Origin of the sequence: Rhodobacter aestuarii (assembly GCF_900156655.1) — a bacterium.
Lineage (GTDB): Bacteria > Pseudomonadota > Alphaproteobacteria > Rhodobacterales > Rhodobacteraceae > Rhodobacter > Rhodobacter aestuarii.
The window spans coordinates 83,291-100,160 of sequence record NZ_FTOG01000002.1 but is presented as its reverse complement, the minus strand read 5'-3'; the positions used below and the strand labels follow the sequence as shown (position 1 = coordinate 100,160).

General features: G+C 61.9%; 17 protein-coding genes. 7 read left to right on the top strand and 10 right to left on the bottom strand.

Annotated elements, in window-relative coordinates; all coding sequences use genetic code 11:
• The first annotated feature begins 67 nt into the window (after nucleotides 1-67).
• The gene (ychF, locus tag BW967_RS03690) at nucleotides 68-1,165 is read left to right on the top strand and encodes a redox-regulated ATPase YchF (protein WP_076483708.1); all 1,098 of its coding nucleotides are present in this window, start codon (nucleotides 68-70) and stop codon (nucleotides 1,163-1,165) included.
• Here ychF and BW967_RS03685 read toward each other — a convergent pair.
• Nucleotides 1,155-2,969 carry a tetratricopeptide repeat protein gene (locus BW967_RS03685; RefSeq protein ID WP_076483707.1) on the bottom strand — a complete coding sequence of 605 codons (1,815 nt, stop codon included), beginning with the start codon at nucleotides 2,967-2,969 and terminating at the stop codon, nucleotides 1,155-1,157. The genes ychF and BW967_RS03685 overlap by 11 nt on opposite strands.
• A gap of 71 nt (nucleotides 2,970-3,040) precedes the next feature.
• A complete protein-coding gene (locus BW967_RS03680) occupies nucleotides 3,041-4,402 on the bottom strand; it encodes a hypothetical protein (protein ID WP_076483706.1) in 1,362 nt (453 codons plus the stop codon).
• Nucleotides 4,403-4,669: 267 nt separating this feature from the next.
• On the opposite strand from BW967_RS03680, the gene BW967_RS03675 reads away from it, so the two are divergent.
• Nucleotides 4,670-5,275 carry a 50S ribosomal protein L25/general stress protein Ctc gene (locus BW967_RS03675; RefSeq protein WP_076483705.1) on the top strand — a complete coding sequence of 202 codons (606 nt, stop codon included), beginning with the start codon at nucleotides 4,670-4,672 and terminating at the stop codon, nucleotides 5,273-5,275.
• Nucleotides 5,276-5,350: 75 nt separating this feature from the next.
• On the opposite strand, the gene BW967_RS03670 is transcribed toward BW967_RS03675, so the two are convergent.
• Nucleotides 5,351-5,752 carry a rhodanese-like domain-containing protein gene (locus tag BW967_RS03670; protein ID WP_076483704.1) on the bottom strand — a complete coding sequence of 134 codons (402 nt, stop codon included), beginning with the start codon at nucleotides 5,750-5,752 and terminating at the stop codon, nucleotides 5,351-5,353.
• 65 nt (nucleotides 5,753-5,817) lie between these two features.
• Here BW967_RS03670 and ftrA point away from each other — a divergent pair, with 65 nt between their 5' ends.
• Together ftrA and pth are read left to right on the top strand one after the other, a co-directional pair.
• Nucleotides 5,818-6,825 carry a transcriptional regulator FtrA gene (gene ftrA, locus BW967_RS03665; RefSeq protein WP_076483703.1) on the top strand — a complete coding sequence of 336 codons (1,008 nt, stop codon included), beginning with the start codon at nucleotides 5,818-5,820 and terminating at the stop codon, nucleotides 6,823-6,825.
• 99 nt (nucleotides 6,826-6,924) lie between these two features.
• Complete coding sequence (gene pth, locus BW967_RS03660; protein WP_076483702.1) at nucleotides 6,925-7,641, top strand: aminoacyl-tRNA hydrolase; 717 nt, start codon at nucleotides 6,925-6,927, stop codon at nucleotides 7,639-7,641.
• A 16-nt stretch (nucleotides 7,642-7,657) separates the two neighbouring features.
• Here the strand turns inward: pth and BW967_RS03655 are convergent, their stop codons facing one another.
• The 3 genes from BW967_RS03655 to BW967_RS03645 form a co-directional block, all read right to left on the bottom strand.
• The gene (locus BW967_RS03655) at nucleotides 7,658-8,086 is read right to left on the bottom strand and encodes a VOC family protein (protein ID WP_076483701.1); all 429 of its coding nucleotides are present in this window, start codon (nucleotides 8,084-8,086) and stop codon (nucleotides 7,658-7,660) included.
• Nucleotides 8,087-8,152: 66 nt separating this feature from the next.
• Complete coding sequence (locus BW967_RS03650; RefSeq protein ID WP_076483700.1) at nucleotides 8,153-9,634, bottom strand: hypothetical protein; 1,482 nt, start codon at nucleotides 9,632-9,634, stop codon at nucleotides 8,153-8,155.
• A complete protein-coding gene (locus tag BW967_RS03645) occupies nucleotides 9,618-10,565 on the bottom strand; it encodes a hypothetical protein (protein WP_076483699.1) in 948 nt (315 codons plus the stop codon). Before BW967_RS03645 ends, BW967_RS03650 begins: the two co-directional genes overlap by 17 nt.
• Before the next feature lie 204 nt (nucleotides 10,566-10,769).
• On the opposite strand from BW967_RS03645, the gene thyX reads away from it, so the two are divergent.
• Nucleotides 10,770-11,684 (top strand): FAD-dependent thymidylate synthase, encoded by a 915-nt coding sequence (thyX, locus tag BW967_RS03640; protein WP_076483698.1) that lies wholly within the window; start codon nucleotides 10,770-10,772, stop codon nucleotides 11,682-11,684.
• 136 nt (nucleotides 11,685-11,820) lie between these two features.
• On the opposite strand, the gene BW967_RS03635 is transcribed toward thyX, so the two are convergent.
• Both BW967_RS03635 and soxR read right to left on the bottom strand, forming a co-directional pair.
• On the bottom strand, nucleotides 11,821-12,678 hold the full coding sequence (locus BW967_RS03635; RefSeq protein WP_076483697.1) for an aldo/keto reductase: 858 nt from the start codon (nucleotides 12,676-12,678) through the stop codon (nucleotides 11,821-11,823).
• A 120-nt stretch (nucleotides 12,679-12,798) separates the two neighbouring features.
• Nucleotides 12,799-13,314 (bottom strand): redox-sensitive transcriptional activator SoxR, encoded by a 516-nt coding sequence (gene soxR, locus BW967_RS03630; protein ID WP_076483696.1) that lies wholly within the window; start codon nucleotides 13,312-13,314, stop codon nucleotides 12,799-12,801.
• Between the two features lie 153 nt (nucleotides 13,315-13,467).
• Between soxR and BW967_RS03625 the strand changes: the two genes are divergently transcribed.
• A complete protein-coding gene (locus tag BW967_RS03625; protein WP_076483695.1) occupies nucleotides 13,468-14,196 on the top strand; it encodes an SDR family NAD(P)-dependent oxidoreductase in 729 nt (242 codons plus the stop codon).
• 242 nt (nucleotides 14,197-14,438) lie between these two features.
• Nucleotides 14,439-14,894, top strand: coding sequence for a (R)-mandelonitrile lyase (locus BW967_RS03620; protein WP_076483694.1), 456 nt, complete (start codon nucleotides 14,439-14,441; stop codon nucleotides 14,892-14,894).
• Nucleotides 14,895-14,960: 66 nt separating this feature from the next.
• Here BW967_RS03620 and BW967_RS03615 read toward each other — a convergent pair whose 3' ends face one another.
• Both BW967_RS03615 and BW967_RS03610 read right to left on the bottom strand, forming a co-directional pair.
• Nucleotides 14,961-15,410 carry a cyclophilin-like fold protein gene (locus BW967_RS03615; protein ID WP_245826423.1) on the bottom strand — a complete coding sequence of 150 codons (450 nt, stop codon included), beginning with the start codon at nucleotides 15,408-15,410 and terminating at the stop codon, nucleotides 14,961-14,963.
• Nucleotides 15,411-15,468: 58 nt separating this feature from the next.
• Nucleotides 15,469-16,710 carry an NAD(P)-dependent alcohol dehydrogenase gene (locus tag BW967_RS03610; protein WP_083951910.1) on the bottom strand — a complete coding sequence of 414 codons (1,242 nt, stop codon included), beginning with the start codon at nucleotides 16,708-16,710 and terminating at the stop codon, nucleotides 15,469-15,471.
• Between the last annotated feature and the right edge of the window lie 160 nt (nucleotides 16,711-16,870).

The window sequence follows — 16,870 nt, the reverse complement described above, 5'->3', positions numbered from 1 at the left end:
GAAAGGGCCGCGCTTGCTTTGCACGCCCGCCCCGCGTATGAGGCGCGCAAGCAGATAGGAGAGTGACATGGGCTTTCGCATGGGGATTGTGGGCTTGCCGAACGTGGGCAAGTCGACGCTGTTCAACGCGCTGACGAAAACCGCCGCGGCGCAAGCGGCGAACTTCCCCTTTTGCACGATCGAGCCCAATGTGGGCGAGGTCGCCGTGCCCGACACGCGCCTTGATAAACTGGCCGAAATTGCAGGCTCCAAACAAATCATCCCGACGCGGATGACCTTTGTCGATATTGCGGGCCTTGTGAAAGGTGCCTCTAAGGGCGAAGGCTTGGGCAACCAGTTCTTGGCCAATATCCGCGAAACCGATGCCATCGCCCATGTGCTGCGCTGTTTCGAGGATGGCGATGTGACGCATGTCGAAGGCCGCGTCGATCCGCTCGCCGATGCCGAGACGATCGAGACCGAATTGATGATCGCGGATCTTGAGAGCCTTGAAAAACGGCTCGCGAACCTTGGCCGCAAAATCAACGCAGGCGACAAGCAAGCCAAAGAAGATGCGCGGCTGATGACCGCCGCGAAAGAGGCGCTGGAGGCCGGTCGCCCCGCGCGCACCGTCGCGGTGGCCGATGATGACCGCAAAGCTTGGAACATGCTGCAACTGCTGACCGCAAAGCCCGTGCTTTACGTCTGCAACGTCGAGGAAGAAAACGCCGCCAAAGGCAATGCGCAATCCGAGCGCGTGGCCGAAATGGCGCGGGCGAGCGGCGCCGCGACGGTGGTGATTTCCGCCAAGATCGAAGAAGAGATCAGTCAGTTGGATGCAGACGAGGCCGAGATGTTCTTGGGTGAACTGGGCCTTGAAGAAGCGGGTCTGGACCGGCTCATCCGCGCGGGCCACGACCTTTTGGGCCTGCAAACCTATTTCACCGTCGGCCCGAAAGAGGCCCGCGCTTGGACCATCCGCAAGGGCACGCTGGCCCCGGCGGCGGCAGGCGTCATCCACGGCGATTTTGAGCGCGGCTTCATTCGCGCTGAAACCGTGGCCTATGAGGATTACATCCAATACCGCGGCGAGAGCGGCGCGAAAGAGGCGGGCAAGTTCCGGGTGGAAGGCAAAACCTATGAAGTGCAAGACGGCGACGTGCTGCACTTCCTCTTCAACGCGTAAGGTTCTCGAGCGCTTTGCGCGCGCGGGCAATCTGCGCGTCGCATCTTTCGAGATGATAGGGCGAAACGCTTTCATAAATGGCCCGCGCCGACAAAAGACGATCTAGCGCCTGCTGCGGTAGCGTTGGGTCGTTTGTCATCTCAAAGAGATCGAGTTCGGTGCAGCCAATGTTGTCATTGGTGTGTGCCCAATAAAGCGGCATCCGCTCTTGGTCCCATTCTGCGAGCAGGGCGTGATAAGCCTCAAGTGATTGCACAAGCAGGTCCGGCTCTCTGCTGAACAAGCCGATAATGGCGAGCGTGCCAGCCATGTTGTTTTCCGTACGCGCCCAGGATTGCGGGTCTTCTGCGCGGGGCTGTTCTTCTAAGGCAAGAAGATAAGCCTCTAACGCCTTCTCCAAGGGCGCGACACTTTCTTGGCGCCGCCCCAAGGCCATCAGCGCGTTCCCGAGGCTGGTTTGCGTGCGCGCCCAGCTTTGCGGCTCTAGATCGCGCCGTTTTTCTTCCAAAGCGCAGCGAAGCACCGATATGGCAGCTTCGAAGGAGGCTGTCCCTTCTTCGCGTAGCCCGAGATCGTGGAGTGCGTTGCCAAGGTTGTGTTGGGTGCTTGCCCATTTGTTGGGCTGCAAAGTGCGGTCGACCTCGGTAAGGGCGCGTCGATAGGTGTCTATGGAGGCGATCAGCTGTTCTGGGTGCATGGCGCGTCTCCCCAAGGCGTTGAGTGCCATTCCGCGCGCAGTGAGGGCGTCATTACGCTCTGTGGGGGACTGCGCCAAGCGTTCGAGGTGCTCCGTGATCGCGAGGGCAACCTGTAGGTCAAAGTCCTGAGCACGTTGGGCCCCACGCTCATACCAGCCTTGGAAAACGCTTCCGCAGGCTTGAAACGCCTCCGCCTGCCCCTCAAGGCGGAGCTTCGCCAACACATACTCTGCCGCCTCTTCTGGGCGGTTGCGAGCGCGGGCGAGGTCGATGGCGGTGTCGAGCAGCTTCAGTTGTGCTTGTTGGCGCTGGGCCACTTCTTCAGCCAAGCGCTCCAACTCCCGCGCGGTAATGTCGGCGGCCCCGTCCAAATCCTGCACGGCCACGCGGCGCGCGACCTCGGCCTGCACCGCTTGCACGGCAGCATCAAGGTTGGAGGGCAGGGTGCCCTGCGCCATCAAACGTTGTGCTGCTTCCAGCGCCTGTTCCAGCCCGATTCTTGCGCTGTCAAAACTGCCTTCGCTGCCGGGGGCGTAGCGGCGCGCGAGGTCGCGCACCAGCGCCTCTTGCTCGCCCAATCGCATGGCGGTGTCCTGCATCTGCATGGTCAGCGCCTCAACCTGCGCGGCAATCAAGTTCAAGGCCGACAGCACTGCTTCTTCAAAAGCCGGGCGCAACGCCTCCATGATTTCGGGCTGGGCCATCAGATCACGCAACAGCGGCGCAACGATCTGTGTGAACCGCGCCCGACTGCTGGCCCCGGTCAAGGCCGGGTCACGCAAGCCCGCCATCATCAGCGTGCAAAGCCGCTCCGGGTCGCGGCCCACCGCCATCACTTCGGCAGGGGCCACGCGGCGGGCCTGTTCGATCATCTGCCGGAGATGAAGCTGCTCGGTGTCGCTAAGGTGATGGGCCTGAAAGGCCGTATCCAACCGCGTAGCGATGCTTTCAGCCCATGTTTCAGGCTTACGGCGGAGCGCATGCACGACTTCGGCAAGGGAAAAGAGCCCCGAGACCGCGGCCCCAGCCCCGCTGGCCAAACTGTTGGCGCTGGCCGTGGCCAGCACCGACACCAGAACATTGGCTGCGTGTTGCGATGTGCTCAAAACCGCTTTCCCAAAGGCTTTTCGGAAAGCTTGCGGTCTTTGGGTGCTTCGGTCAAGCGATGCGCTGAGCGCTAGTTGGTGGCGATCTCCGCCCGCAACGCCTCACATTCCTTCAGCGCCGCGCTTGCAGGCTCCGCAGCAAAGGCGACCTCTGCCGTGGTCAAGGCGGTGTCCACCCCAGCCTTATCGCCCCGTGCCAGTGCGACACGGGCCAAGCCAATATGGTTCGCGCCCGCGCGGTAATCGGCAAAGTCGCGGCTGCCCAAGGCCAGCGCGGCCTCAAAATCCGCCGGCGCAGCGTCGAGATCCTTTAGCGCCAAATGGGTGAGGGCGCGGGCGTGCAGCAGCCGTGCGCGCGGGGCGGGGGCGGTGATGTCTTCAAGCGCCTCGGCAAAATCTTCGAGCACGGTGCGAAGCAGGGCATCATCCTCCGTCACCTCGCCCAAATGGCGGTTGGCCATCGCAAGGTTGGCGCGGGCGCTGGCGCGATCTTGGGCAAGATCCTCGCCCTCAAGCGCGTCAAACACATCGTCGAACATCTCGACCGCCTCTTGAATCGCCACAGGGTCTTGCGCCATCCGCCCAAGCGCGGCTTTCACATTGGCGAGCGCGCTGGTGGTATTCGCCCATTCCACCGGGTTGCCCTGCGCGTTGAAAATCTCCAGCACATTGCCATAGGCTTTCGCGGCCTTTTTCAGCATCGCGCCGTCTTGGTGGCGCAGGCCGATCAGTTCGGAAATGCCGCCAAGGTTATGCTGCGCGAAGGCCCAGTTTTCGGGCTGTTTGGTGCGGCTGGCCGCTTTGGCGGCGGCGGCAAAAAGATCGGCGGCAAGGTCCAAATGCTTCCGACCAGGGCGGAATTGGCCGATCACTTGGTGGCAATTGGCAAGGCTGGTTTGCGCTTGGCCCAAATCGCGGCCCTTGGCACGCTTCAAAAGCGCCTTGGCGAGTTCAAGCGCGACCAAAAGCTCCCACGGGTCATTCGCTGCCTCGCCCGCTTCCAGCTTTTCGTAAAGCAGCTCAACGGCGGCGCGGATCACGCCGCCAGCGGGCGCGGCGGTTTTGAGCGCCTCCAAATGGCGGGCAGCGGCGCGCTCGGGGGCATTGCAAATCCGGTCTTGGCGGAACGCGGCGGCTTGCACGGCGTCGCTTGCGCCTGCGGCCAATGCGGCCTCCAACCAACCGGCGGCGTCTGCGCGCGCGCCGGAGTCATTCAGCGCGGCGACCTCTGCCAGCACCGGGTCATCACAGGCTTTCGTCTCGGCCGCAGCGTCCAGCGCGCCTTGCAGGCCGACGAGCGCCACATCGGGAGCCTTGAAACGCCCGGCGGCAATGTCTTCAGCCAAGGCGCGCACCAAGGGGGCGGGATGCGCGCCGGCATCGACCTTGGCGATTAGGGTTTCGACCAGTTCGGGATGCGCCTCGGGTGCCACGGGTATCTTCCTTGTCTTCTGGCGCCCTTGGGGCGCGCTCTCCTGTACCGGGCCGCAAGCCGCCCAGCGGCGCGAGACTAGCGCAGCCTTCGGCGGCTTGATATGCCCCTTGGCTGGGTGATTTCGGCGCAGCTTGCTGCCACCATGACCCGCGCCCCGATTTGGCCCCCGATTCTGCCTTGCCAAAAAGGGGTAGGCGCTGTATGCGCGAGCCCTCAACGGGCCCACACCCTTGGAGGGGGCCCTTTTTCATATTGGAGATACCAAATGGCCAAAGAGATCGAAACTCTTGAAGCCGAGGTGCGCACGGGGACGGGCAAGGGGGCCGCTCGCGCAGCACGTCGTGAGGGCAAGGTGCCCGGCATCGTCTATGGCGATGGCAAGGAACCGCTCGCGATCAACCTCGACTACAACAAGCTGCTCACCCGCCTGCGCAAGGGCCGCTTCCTGTCGACGCTGTTCAACCTGCACATCGACGGCCAAGAAGATGTGCGCGTGATCTGCCGTGGCGTGCAAAAAGACGTGGTGAAGGATCTGCCGACCCACATCGACTTCATGCGCACCCACCGTGCCTCGCGCATCAACCTGTTCATCCACGTGAACTTCGACAACGCCGAAGCGAGCCCCGGCCTGAAGCGTGGCGGCACGCTGACGATCGTGCGCCCCGAGGTGGAGCTTGAAGTGATGGCCGGCGATATCCCGGATCACATCACCGTGGACCTGACCGGCCGTCAAATCGGCGAAGTTATCCACATCAACGACATCCCGCTGCCGGAAGGCTGCAAGCCGACGATCGAACGCAACTTCGTGGTTGCCAACATCACGGCGCCGTCGGGCCTCGTTTCCTCGGATAACGAAGAATCCGAAGAGTAATTTCCCGCCTAGGGAATGCAGAACGCCGGGCCTTGGCCCGGCGTTTTTGTTTGTGTGGCACGGTTGAGGGGCGGCTTAGGCGCCAGCGGCGAAGGCATAGCCCTCATATTCCCAGCCCATCAGCCCACCGAGCATGATTTTGACGGGCCGCCCAAGGCGGGCGAGCGCCAAAGCCGCTTGCTCGGCGGCGTTGCAATGCGGGCCAGAGCAATAGACGACAAACAGCGTGTCTTCCGCCCATTCCGCCATCCGCTCTGCCGTGATCTGGCGATGCGGCAGGTAATGCGCGTTCGGCACATGGCGGCGGGCGAAGGTTTCGGGCGTGCCCATGGTATGCAGCAGCACAAAGCCCGGATCGCCCCCCGCTTTGAAGGTGGCATGCACGTCCGAACAATCGGTATGGAGCGCACATTGGGCTTCGAGCGCGGCAATCAGGCTTTCGGGCGCGGGGGCGGGGCGGGCAAGAACGGGGTTCATGGGGCTCTCCTTGGCTGTCTGGAATTGAGATTGCCAGCGGCGCGGCCTCTGCGTAAGGTGGCGGTATGACAACGATCGTGCAAAATCTGCCAAATCTCAATCTGCCGCCGATCCCAAACAACCGGGTCGTGGCGTTGGCCTATGATGGGCTGTGCATCTTCGAATTTGGCATTGTGGCAGAGATTTTCGGACTGGCGCGGCCCGAGATGGGGCCAAATTGGTATGCATTTGCAACCGCCGCCATTGAGCCCGGCCCCTTGCGCGCGCATGGGGGGCTGACCTTTTCTTGCGATGGCGGGTTGGAGTTGCTGGAAGAGGCTGGGTTGATCGTTGTGCCCGGTTGGAAAGGGCTGGATGTGCCGGTGCCGGCGGGCCTCATCACGGCATTGCAAAATGCTCATGCCAAAGGCGCGCGGCTCGCCTCGATCTGCTCGGGGGCTTTTGTGCTGGCGGCAACAGGGCTTTTGGATGGCCGCCGCGCCACCACGCATTGGCGCTATGGGGCCGCTTTGGCAGATCGGTTCCCAAAAGTGCAGGCCGACCCCGATGTTTTGTTCATTGACGAGGGGGATATCCTCACCTCGGCAGGGTCCGCGGCGGGGATGGATTTGGGGCTGCATATCATCCGGCGCGATTTCGGGGCCGAGGCGGCAAACCTTGTCGCGCGGCGCTTGGTGATGCCCGCAAGCCGCGATGGCGGGCAGGCGCAGTTCTTGCTGCGCCCGGTGCCGCGCGATCATGAGGCGCATAGGCTTTCGCCGATCCTTTCCAGCCTGCGCGACAACCTGCAAGAGACCCCCACCGCGGCGCAACTCGCCGCCAAGGCGGGGTTGTCAGAGCGCACCTTTCTGCGCCGCTTCCATGAGGCTACGGGCACCACGCCTGCGCGCTATTTGACCGAGGCGCGACTGGCCCGCGCGGCGGAATTGTTGGAAACGAGCCGTGCCGATTTGGAAGCGATTGCCCATATTGCGGGCTTCGCCTCCGCCGCCGCGTTGCGCCGCCCGTTTCATGCCCGCTATGGTCTTGCGCCCTCGGATTGGCGGCGTCGTTTCGCGCGCTCATCGGCCTGATCTCTTCGGCTTTGTGCAAATATCCAAGGCGAGACGTCGACACAGGGGCTGGCCCCCCGCAGTCCCGCCCGTTAGAACCACCGCCAAAGGAGAAGCACGATGCAGCTTTGGGTTGGGCTGGGCAATCCCGGCGCGAAATATGCCGCAAATCGGCACAATATCGGCTTCATGGCGGTAGATCGGATTGCCGCCGATCATGGCTTTGCACCGTGGCGCAAGGGGTATCAGGGGCAGGTGAGCGAGGGGCGCTTTGGCGCGGCGCGGGTGCTTTTGCTCAAGCCCGAGACTTTTATGAACCTATCTGGCCAATCGGTGCGCGCGGCGGCGGATTTTTACAAAATCCCTGTCGAAGAGATCACCGTGTTTCATGACGAGCTGGATCTTGCGCCCGGTAAGTGCCGCCTGAAACAAGGCGGCGGCCATGCGGGGCACAATGGGCTGCGCTCGATTCACCAGCATATGGGCGAGGCCTATGCGCGCGTGCGGCTGGGCATCGGCCATCCGGGCGATAAAAACCGGGTTGCGAATTATGTGTTGGCCGATTTTGCGAAAGCCGAGGCTGACTGGCTGGATGACCTTTTGCGCGGGATTTCTGACGGCGCGCCCGCTTTGGCGGCGGGGGAGGGGAGCAAATTCCTCAATGCTGTGGCCCTGTGCACCGCGCCGCCGCGCGCCTCAACGGGCACCAAGCCCGAAGCTGTGAAACCCGCTGGTCCGCGCGCCAAGCCCGAACCGAAGCCCGTGCCCAAAGAAAACGCCGAGCCGGAAGATACCCGCTCGGCGCTCGAAAAGCTGGCCGATAAGTTCAAGCGCTAAGGCTTGCCCATGCCGCTCACCAATGCCCGGTATTGGGCATGGACAGCCACGGCTCGGCGGGTGCAAGTGCTTCGCCCATTTGCAAAAGCTCGGTCGAGGCATTGTCGGGGCTGCGCACAAAGGCCATGCGGCCATCGCGCGGCGGGCGGTTGATCTCCACGCCATTGGCCTGCAGATGCGCGCACATGGCGTAGATATCTTCGACCTCATAAGCAAGGTGCCCGAAATGGCGGCTGTCAGAGGGCAGACCTTCGTCGCCATCCCAATTATAGGTCAGCTCCACCGGGCAATCTTCCTGACCGGGCGGGGCCAGGAACACCAAAGTGAACCGGCCCGCTTCGCTTTCAGTGCGGCGGGTTTCTTTGAGGCCCAGCAACGCGAAAAAGGCGATCGTGCGGTCGAGGTCGGCGACCCGGAGCATGGTGTGAAGATAGCGGATTTGCATGGAAATCTCCTTTCGGGCGGGATGGTAGCGCCCTCACCGGCGGGGGCAAGGGCGAACCACATGCGCTTAGAAAGACGACCGCCAGCCCAATGTCATCGAAAGCTCCGACCGGGTGAAACGCGAGATATTGCTTTCCACCTGCACCGCTTGCAGCCGCATCTCTGGGGTAAAGGCGGCAACGCCGACTTTCGGAGCCCATATTCCGATTTCGGCAAAGGCCGTTTCGTCTTGCCGTCCGCCATCGGGGTGAAAGCCGATCACGGTGTAATCGGGATAAACGCTGGTCGAAAACCCCGCCGAAAAGGTCATAGCCAATGGGCCTAGCTGCGCCTTCGGTGTGAAGCCTGCGCTTCCGGTTAGCGTCCAGTCGCGTGCTTGAGTGAAATTGCTCTCAAGTTGGCTTGCGCTCACCCCAATGCGCCAATCGCCGGGGAGATGGTCCGCTGTACGGCGCCCCGACAGCCCTAGGCTAAGCGCACGGCGCGTGTCATTGCGGGGTGAGCCTTGCCAGTTCCGCTCTTCCTGCGCGAGTGCGAAGCTGAGCCGATTGCCCCCCGTTAATATCTTCGTGCCCTGAACCTCTGCGCCGATCCAGTCATAGGCTTGTTGCCCGGCTTGCCAGTTCCGGCCCGTTTCCAGCCGTGCTTGCAGCCCGAATGTGGTCCCGAAGCTGCGGCTATGTTCCAGATGTGTGCCAAGCGAGGTCGAGGAATAATCCGAATTGCGGATTTCAACAGGATCAGGGGCCGGATCCCCCGGCGTATAGGCCGGGACCATCATTGGACGGCCTTCAAAATCGACCGCGCGCGCATAAAGGCTGAACCCAAGCCGGGTTTCGCTTTCGGGGGTGTGTGCAATCCGGCGGCTGACCTCGGCATCTAGGGTGCCTACAACGCCCGGCAGTGCCATGGCATCATCACTCAGCCAGCCTACCGCGTCGAAGCCGTCGATCACGTTGGTGCGTTCTTCCGCGCCGCCATTGACATTGTTTGAGGGCCGTATGCCCAGCTTGAACCGGAAGGCCGTGGGGGAGGCCGCACGCAGCCGACGGAAATCGGAGATTCCGACCGCGCGGGCGCGTGGATCGGGGGCAAATTGGATCGTTTGGCGTGCCCAAAACTGTGCAGCACCAAGCCGCTGATCCGCCACAGCGACTTGCCCTGCCAGACGCGCCGCCTCGTAATGCTGCACGGGCGTTTGCGCAGTGAAAAAGCTGCGCCGTGCCGCTTCTCGTGCCGTGGCCGTATCGCGCACGAGCAAAGACGCTCGCGCGAAGATGTAATGACCAAGCGGGTTCTTTGGATCACGCTGCAACAGCACCTCGGCCAGCATAACCGCAAGGTCGGTTTGCTGCGCCGCGAGTGCCTGCGTTGCCGCAACCGCGATTTGCTCTGTGCTTGCATCGGCGAGCGAAATGGTTTCGCTTCGCGAAGATTGGGGAGGTGGCGCCTCAGCCAAGGCGGGAGGCGTCGCCCCCCCGCCTGCGGCAAGGCATAGGGTGGCAACGGTCAGCCCAAGCCGCAGCGCGCGGTCAGGGGCTCGCCACATTGGTGCAAACCGGCAGAGTATTGTCTGGGCCGCATTGGGTCAGCACGAAGACACCATGTTCCTGCTCATTGTCGATGGTGGTGTCAAATTCGGTCAGATGCACGAGCCCGGCGACCGAATGCGCGTCGGTCCCACCAAAAATCCCGCCATAGGTGCCTATGGGCGCGCGGGTATCATACTCGGCCACGCCCTCGAAGGTGCCGTCGTCATTGATCGTCCCGGGTACCAAAATAACATCCACCAGCGCGTAATTCGTATCTACCAATTGACGGTTGTAGATCGCGCCGTTGATCGAATTGTCCGAGAAGTTCGCATTGAGGAAGATATCCCCTTGCACCCGTACCGGCTGGCGCGGCGTGAGGGAGGTGTCAGTGCCAGCGGTGATCGGCAAGGCAACATCATCGGCCCCGCCATCACGCGGCGCGCCCATATTGGTCACCGCAACATAGCTGCCCGCGTAAGACACCTGCCCGGAGCCCGCCGTTCCATCGCCCGTGGGGCGATCAAAAGTGCCCGAGCGGTCATAGGCGCCACCCGCGAAATAGGTGTTGAACTGGCCGCCATCGCCAACGGTCACAGCTTGCACCGACCCATCGGTCGACACAGCCCCCAACGCGACGAACAGCCGATCCAGCGCGTCTTCTTGCATCCGGAAAGCAGTATAGCCCGACAAATCCAAGCGGCTATCGCGCAGATAGGTCACGGAAACCGGGGTCGAATCGAGCGAGTCGATTGTCACCTGCAGATTGGTGCCATCGAAGCTAACGGATTTCAGGTTTACGGCCAGCGTATCGGGGATGGTGGAGGTTTCCGTCGTACCATCATCCGTTCCGGTTTCAGTGCCTGAGCCCCCGGCAGGGCCGTTCACGGCCGCACCACTGCAAGACGCAATGCCCAAAAGCACTGCAAACGGAATAACCCGTCTGATCATTGTTATGTCTTTCGTTGACTGCTCTTTTGCGCAAAGCGTGCCGAAAATAGGTAGAAAAGTCAATTTGCATAAACTTTTGATTAGCTTGTCTGAGGCGTCGTGCCCCATCTGCGACACTCTCCTTTGCGTCTCACATCATCTCGCGGTTCCGTGAAGCGCTTTGGGTAGATATAGTCTGCCCGATTCTTACCCCTGGAGGCCCCCATGTCGCTTACCCCCGAACAGCTTGCCGAGATCGACGCGCAACGTGCCACCACCACGCCGACCTTGCGCGCCACCTCCGCGGGAATGGAGGGGCGGCTTTACACCGCGCATCCTGTGCTCGACCACGGGCTGGTGCGGGTGATCGACTATATGGGCGATGATGCCGCGATCTGTCAGGCCGCCCGCGTCAGCTATGGCAAGGGCACCAAGGCGGTGTCCGATGACCGGGGCCTGATCCGTTACCTGATGCGCCACTGGCACTCGACGCCGTTTGAAATGTGCGAGGTCAAATTCCACGTCAAACTCCCGGTCTTCGTGGCGCGGCAATGGATCCGCCACCGCACCGCCAATGTGAACGAATATTCCGCGCGCTATTCGATCTTGGATCGCGAATTCTACATTCCCGCGCCCGATCAACTGGCGGCACAATCGGTGGTGAACAATCAGGGCCGCGGGCAGGTGCTGGAGGGCGCCGAGGCGGCGCGCGTGCTTGACCTTCTGCGCGAAGATGCGATGCGCGCCTATGACCATTACGAAGACATGCTGACGCCCGATGAAGACGCGGGCAAACTGGGCCTTGCGCGCGAACTGGCGCGGATGAACTTGCCCGCCAATATCTACACCCAGTGGTATTGGAAGATCGACCTGCACAATCTGTTCCACTTCTTGCGCCTGCGCGCCGATGTGCATGCCCAATACGAAATCCGCGTCTATGCCCAGACCATGTGCGACATCGTCAAAGACTGGGTGCCGCAAGCCTATGAGGCGTTTGAAGACTACCGCCTTGGCGCGGTGAGCGTGTCGTCGAAGGCGAAAGAGGTGCTCAAGCGCCGCTTGGCAGGCGAGGCGGTGACGCAAGAGACCTCTGGCATGAGCAAAGGCGAGTGGCGCGAGTTTGTGGAGGAGTGGGGTTGAGGCGCGCGTGAAGCAAGGTCAGCCCCGAATGGGGGGGGAGCCCGTTCATTGCTCTGAAACGGTTAGCTTCCCCCAAAGAAAACGCCCGGAGAACTCTCCGGGCGTTTCTGTTGTTCGCGTGTGGTAAGGCTGGGCCTTAGGCTTTGCCGCTGTACACCGGGAAGACGCTGGCGTCCCCGTAGTCTTTCGCGTTGATCGCTTTCAACGCGTCCATATCTTCGGCCGAGATTTCGAAGTCGACTTCGGCGTTCGATTTCATATGCGCCGGGTTGGCGGTTTTCGGCAGGGCAAGGCAATCCAGTTGCAAGATGTAACGGATGCACAGCTGCGGGATCGTCACGCCGTATTTCTCGGCAATCGCGCCAATTTCCGGGTTGTCGAGGATTTTGCCGTGCGCGATCGGCGAATAGGCCTCAACGAGCATGCCATTGGCGTGGGCATAGTCGATCAGCTCAAACGGCGTGTTGCCGACATGGGCCAGCACTTGGTTAATCATCGGTTTGACGGTGGCGTTTTGCAGCAGGTTGTCGAGGTCTTGTTTTTGGAAGTTCGACACACCGATGGCGCGGAGTTTGCCAGCGGCGAGCGCCTCTTCCAGCGCTTTCCATGCCGCAAGGTTGCCTTCAAAGAAGCGGTCTTCCACCGCCCATTCGCCCCACGGCTGCGGGCTGTGAATGATCATCAGGTCGATATATTCAAGGCCGAGCGTGTCGAGCGAGCCTTGGATCGCGGCTTTGGCGCCTTCGTAGTCTTTGATTTCAGCAGCGAGTTTGGTTTGCACGAAAATCTCTTCACGGGGCACGCCGCAGGTGCGCACGCCTTCGCCCACACCACGCTCGTTGGCATAGGCTTGCGCGGTGTCGATGTGGCGATAGCCGATTTCGATGGCGGCTTTCACCGCTTCGGCGGCTTTGTCGTCCTCAATCATCCAGGTGCCCAGAGCGAGCTTGGGGATCGCAACGCCATTCGGCAGGGTCATGGTGTCTTTGAGCATCGTCTCATCTCCTGTAGTTTCGGCCTGAGCGGCCCTATCCGGTTGAACGCGGCTGCGTCCTTGTGAAGCGGATATAGTGCAGCGTATGGGACAGGATAATCTCGCTACACTGGCATGAACTCATGACTGAGATTCATCAATGCCTGGGCTGCGTCGCCCAGCGGTAAGCAGGACCGCGCCTTTGCCTTCGCTGGCCAAGCTGTCGTCTGGGTTGCGTAAGGGGCAGATTTCTTTCGACAAACAGCCACAGCCAATGCAGCCATCGAGGGTGTCGCGTAATTCGGTCAGCCCTTCGATCCGGGCTTGAATGGCCGCCTTCCATCCGGCCACCATCTCGCGCACCTCATGCACATCGGGCGTTTTATCTGGCGGGAAAGGGCGCAACAGGGCGGCAATGTCAGAAAGCGAAAACCCCAAATCTTGCGCGACGCGAATGATCGCGATTCGGCGCAACACATCGCGCGCATAGCGGCGCTGGTTGCCCGAACTGCGCAGGGCCGCGATCAGCCCCTTCTTTTCGTAGAAATGCAGCGTCGAGATGGCAACGCCCGCCCGCTCGGCCACTTGGCCCACAGTCAGCACCGCCGCTGGCGCGCGGGCTGGTTTCGCATTGGGCGCATTTGTCGCTGCTGTCATCGCATTCCTCGCTTGACCTCAACCTAACTTGAGGTTTTATACGATGTGTCGGCTTGTGGGTGCAAGCCCCCCGACAGAGGACTGCCGGGGTGGACTTTGGCGGGCCGGGGCAAACTGCTCCCGCGTCGCGCAAGACACGGAGCAGACAGGGTAATGTCAGACAAAGACCAAAAGATTGCGCTTATCAGCGGCGCCAACCGTGGCATTGGGGCGGCGGTTGTGGCGGGGCTTTCGCGCGCGGGCGTGCATGTGCTCTTGGGCTGCCGCGATTTGAAAGCGGGCGAAGAGGTCGCCGCGCCGTTGTGTGCCGAGGGCGGCTCGGTCACCCCGGTGCAGCTCGATGTCACCGATGCGCTGAGCGTTGCCGCGCTGACCGAAAAGCTGGAAGCCGATTACGGCCATATTGATATTTTGATCAATAACGCCGGTGTGGGGCTTGATTACGTTCCCGGCATGAGCGCGGTTGAAAAGATGGAACAGACGCTCGCGATCAACGTGGTGGGCGGGCTGCGCCTGACCGAAGCGATGCTGCCGCTGTTGGAAAAAAGCGCCGCGCCGCGGATCGTCAATGTGTCGTCGGAACTGGCCTCCTTTGGGCTGCGCCATGATCCGAGCTGGGACCACCATGACAAGATCATGCCGACCTATGCGGCCTCGAAAGCGGCGGTCAACGCGCTGACCGTTGGCTATGCGAAAGCGCTGGTCGACAAAGGTTTCAAAGTGAACGCGATTTGCCCCGGCTACACCGCTACCGCCGCGACGAATTTCATGCCCGATCGCACCGTGGACCAAGCCGCCGTGGTGATCTTGCAGATGGCGCTTTTGGAAGACGACGGCCCGACCGGCGGCTTCTTCAACGATCAGGGTGCTCTGCCCTGGTAACAGGCCCGGCTTTGCCTCGCGGGGCCTGCAAAGGGGGGTGTGGCCCATACGCCCCCCTTTTTTAGTGCGCGATAGCAGCCCGCAACGCAGCAAGCGCGGGTTGGTTTCGTGAAATGGGCTCATGAATGCCTCCCGGATCGGCGCATTTTCTCCGCCTGCCCATGGGCTAGCTGATCTTCCGCAAGCGGGCGCCCCCCGGTTGTCGGCCGAAGTGCCGTTTGACGTTTAAGGGAGATCACCAGATGAAACTTCACCTCGCGACCTTCGCCCTGCTGCTTGCGGCTCCGGCTGCATTGGCACAAGACATGACCGTAACCCCGGCAGAAAGCCGCGCGGCGCAGCTTGGCGCGCCGGAGTTTTTCACCGGGACGGCTTTGGTCGCGCCGGTCTTTGGCCCCGATATGGGCGACGTTAGCGCGGGGGAGGTGACCTTCCTGCCCGGTGCGCGCGCCGCGTGGCATACCCATCCGGCAGGCCAAAAGCTGATTGTGACGGCGGGCAGCGGTTGGGTGCAAGAGCGCGGGCAGGAGAAGCAACTGATCCAAGCGGGCGATGTGGTGTGGTGCCCGCCGGGGGTGGAGCATTGGCACGGTGCGACCGCGACCACCTCCATGACCCATCTGGCCATTCAGCAAACGGTCGATGGTTCTGCCGTGACCTGGGGCGAGCATGTGACCGACGCTGAATATACCGAGTAAGCGCAATGAAACAAAAACCGGGGCTGCCCAGCGGCGGCCCCGGTTTTTCATGCCATATAGGTGCGTTTACTCGGCCAGTTCAAACCGGGCCGAGAGCGCGCCAGATTTTTGCAAAGGCGCAATCGCGCCATCAAAGGTGCCAAGCCGCACCAGCCCTGCCGCGCTCGAAAACGGTTTGATGAAGATCGCGAGATTGCCCCAAGGCGCATAAAGCGTGATGTCGCCGGTTTCGGGCTTGTAGGCGCGCGGTGCGCCGGTCGTATCGAGCTTGCCCGGCAGGTCCGAGATTTTTTCGATCCCGTGGTAATCGTTCAAGGTCAGATCCATCGGCAAAAGTGCCGCGAAACTGCGGCCTGCGGCGCTGTTGTCCAGCGTCGCGGTGAGCGTGGCATCGGGCAAGATCACGCGGATTTTGGTCATAGCAGTGGTATCCTTCGCGGCAGAGGGCTCGGCCTGCATCGGCCCGGCCCAACCAAACGCCAAAAGCGTCAGGCAGAGAAACGCGCGGCGATACATGGCGGCTCCTTTCTTGGTGTTGAAAGCCGAGGCAGGCGGCCCCACCCCGGCAGGGCCATCAGGCCTTCGTCATATCGATCACATAGCGATAGCGGGCTTCTTTGTTGACGACTTTCTTGAACGCCTCGCCGATCTGGTCGGGCGAGATCAGTTCGTAATCCGCCGCAATGCCGTGATGGGCAGCAAAGTCGATCACGGCTTGGGTTTCGGCAATGCCACCGATCATCGATCCGGCAAGGCTTTGGCGGCCAAAGCCCATCAACATGCCCTGCGCGCCTTCAATCGGGAACAGCGCGCCAACGTTGACGAGCGTCTTGTCGAGCTTGAGCAGGTTCATGAATTGCTGCATCGGATAGGCCACCGGCACCGTCGAGACCATCAGATCGAAGCTGCCCATGTTCTTTTTCATCGCCTCTTCGTCGGTCCAGAGGTAAGCCTCTTTCGCGCCAAAGGCGAGGGCATCGGCGATCTTATCTTCGGTGGTGGTGAAGACCACGACCTCGGCCCCCTTGGCGACGGCAAGTTTCACCGCCATATGGCCAAGCCCGCCCATGCCGATCACGCCAAAACGCTCGCCGGGTTTCAGATCCCAGTGGTTGATCGGCGAGAAAGTGGTAATGCCCGCGCACAGAAGCGGCGCGAACCCGGCAAGGTCCACCCCCGGCGGGATGCGCAGCGCGAAATCTTCGGTGACGACGATCTTTTTCGAATAGCCACCATAGGTGACGCCGCCCGAGACCTTGTCTTCCGAGTTATAGGTGAAGGTGGTGCCGTTGAGGCAGTTTTGCTCGCGGTCGGCCAAGCAGTTCGCGCATTCGCCGCAGCTGTCGACCATGCAGCCAACGCCCGCGTAATCCCCTTCGCGGAATTTGATCACCTCTGCGCCAACGCCGACAACGCGGCCCACCATTTCGTGGCCCGGCACCAGCGGGAAGGTCGGCATGCCCCAATCACCGTGGGCGGTATGGATGTCGGAATGGCAGATCGAGGCATACATGATCTCGATCACCACGTCTTTCGGCCCAGCGGCGCGGCGCTTGATGGTTTGCGGCGCAAAGCTGCCCGAGGTGTCATTGGTGGCCCAAGCTTGCACTTCCGAAGCCTCAAGCGCGTTGCCGCTTTCTTGCGCCGACGCGGTTCCGGCAAGCGCGTTGCCGCCTTCTTGCGCCGACGCGGTTCCCGCAAGCGCGGTGGCGGCGAGCGGCGCGGCAGCGAGTGCAGCACCATTGCGCAGGAAGTTGCGCCGGTCTTCGCCCTCGCGGGTCAGGAACTCGATCTTGTCATTGCACGATTGGCACATGTGGGGTTTGCCTCTTGCGTTGGAAACGGGATGGAGGCGGCGAGGGCGCCGCCGGTCTCGCTCAAAATGGTGCAAGACACGGGAAAGATAATCGGTGCAAAGGCGAAAGCATCCATGAGCGGGCCTCATCAATGTCTGCGGGGATGCGCCATTAAACGGG

Bases quoted from the DNA above. Each gene is read 5' to 3' on its own strand.
- ychF (WP_076483708.1), top strand. From the start codon at position 68: ATGGGCTTTCGCATGGGGATTGTGGGCTTGCCGAACGTGGGCAAGTCG.
- BW967_RS03675 (WP_076483705.1), top strand. From the start codon at position 4,670: ATGGCCAAAGAGATCGAAACTCTTGAAGCCGAGGTGCGCACGGGGACG.
- BW967_RS03670 (WP_076483704.1), bottom strand. From the start codon at position 5,752: ATGAACCCCGTTCTTGCCCGCCCCGCCCCCGCGCCCGAAAGCCTGATT.
- ftrA (WP_076483703.1), top strand. From the start codon at position 5,818: ATGACAACGATCGTGCAAAATCTGCCAAATCTCAATCTGCCGCCGATC.
- pth (WP_076483702.1), top strand. From the start codon at position 6,925: ATGCAGCTTTGGGTTGGGCTGGGCAATCCCGGCGCGAAATATGCCGCA.
- BW967_RS03655 (WP_076483701.1), bottom strand. From the start codon at position 8,086: ATGCAAATCCGCTATCTTCACACCATGCTCCGGGTCGCCGACCTCGAC.
- BW967_RS03650 (WP_076483700.1), bottom strand. From the start codon at position 9,634: ATGTGGCGAGCCCCTGACCGCGCGCTGCGGCTTGGGCTGACCGTTGCC.
- BW967_RS03645 (WP_076483699.1), bottom strand. From the start codon at position 10,565: ATGATCAGACGGGTTATTCCGTTTGCAGTGCTTTTGGGCATTGCGTCT.
- thyX (WP_076483698.1), top strand. From the start codon at position 10,770: ATGTCGCTTACCCCCGAACAGCTTGCCGAGATCGACGCGCAACGTGCC.
- BW967_RS03635 (WP_076483697.1), bottom strand. From the start codon at position 12,678: ATGCTCAAAGACACCATGACCCTGCCGAATGGCGTTGCGATCCCCAAG.
- soxR (WP_076483696.1), bottom strand. From the start codon at position 13,314: ATGACAGCAGCGACAAATGCGCCCAATGCGAAACCAGCCCGCGCGCCA.
- BW967_RS03625 (WP_076483695.1), top strand. From the start codon at position 13,468: ATGTCAGACAAAGACCAAAAGATTGCGCTTATCAGCGGCGCCAACCGT.
- BW967_RS03620 (WP_076483694.1), top strand. From the start codon at position 14,439: ATGAAACTTCACCTCGCGACCTTCGCCCTGCTGCTTGCGGCTCCGGCT.
- BW967_RS03615 (WP_245826423.1), bottom strand. From the start codon at position 15,410: ATGTATCGCCGCGCGTTTCTCTGCCTGACGCTTTTGGCGTTTGGTTGG.
- BW967_RS03610 (WP_083951910.1), bottom strand. From the start codon at position 16,710: ATGTGCCAATCGTGCAATGACAAGATCGAGTTCCTGACCCGCGAGGGC.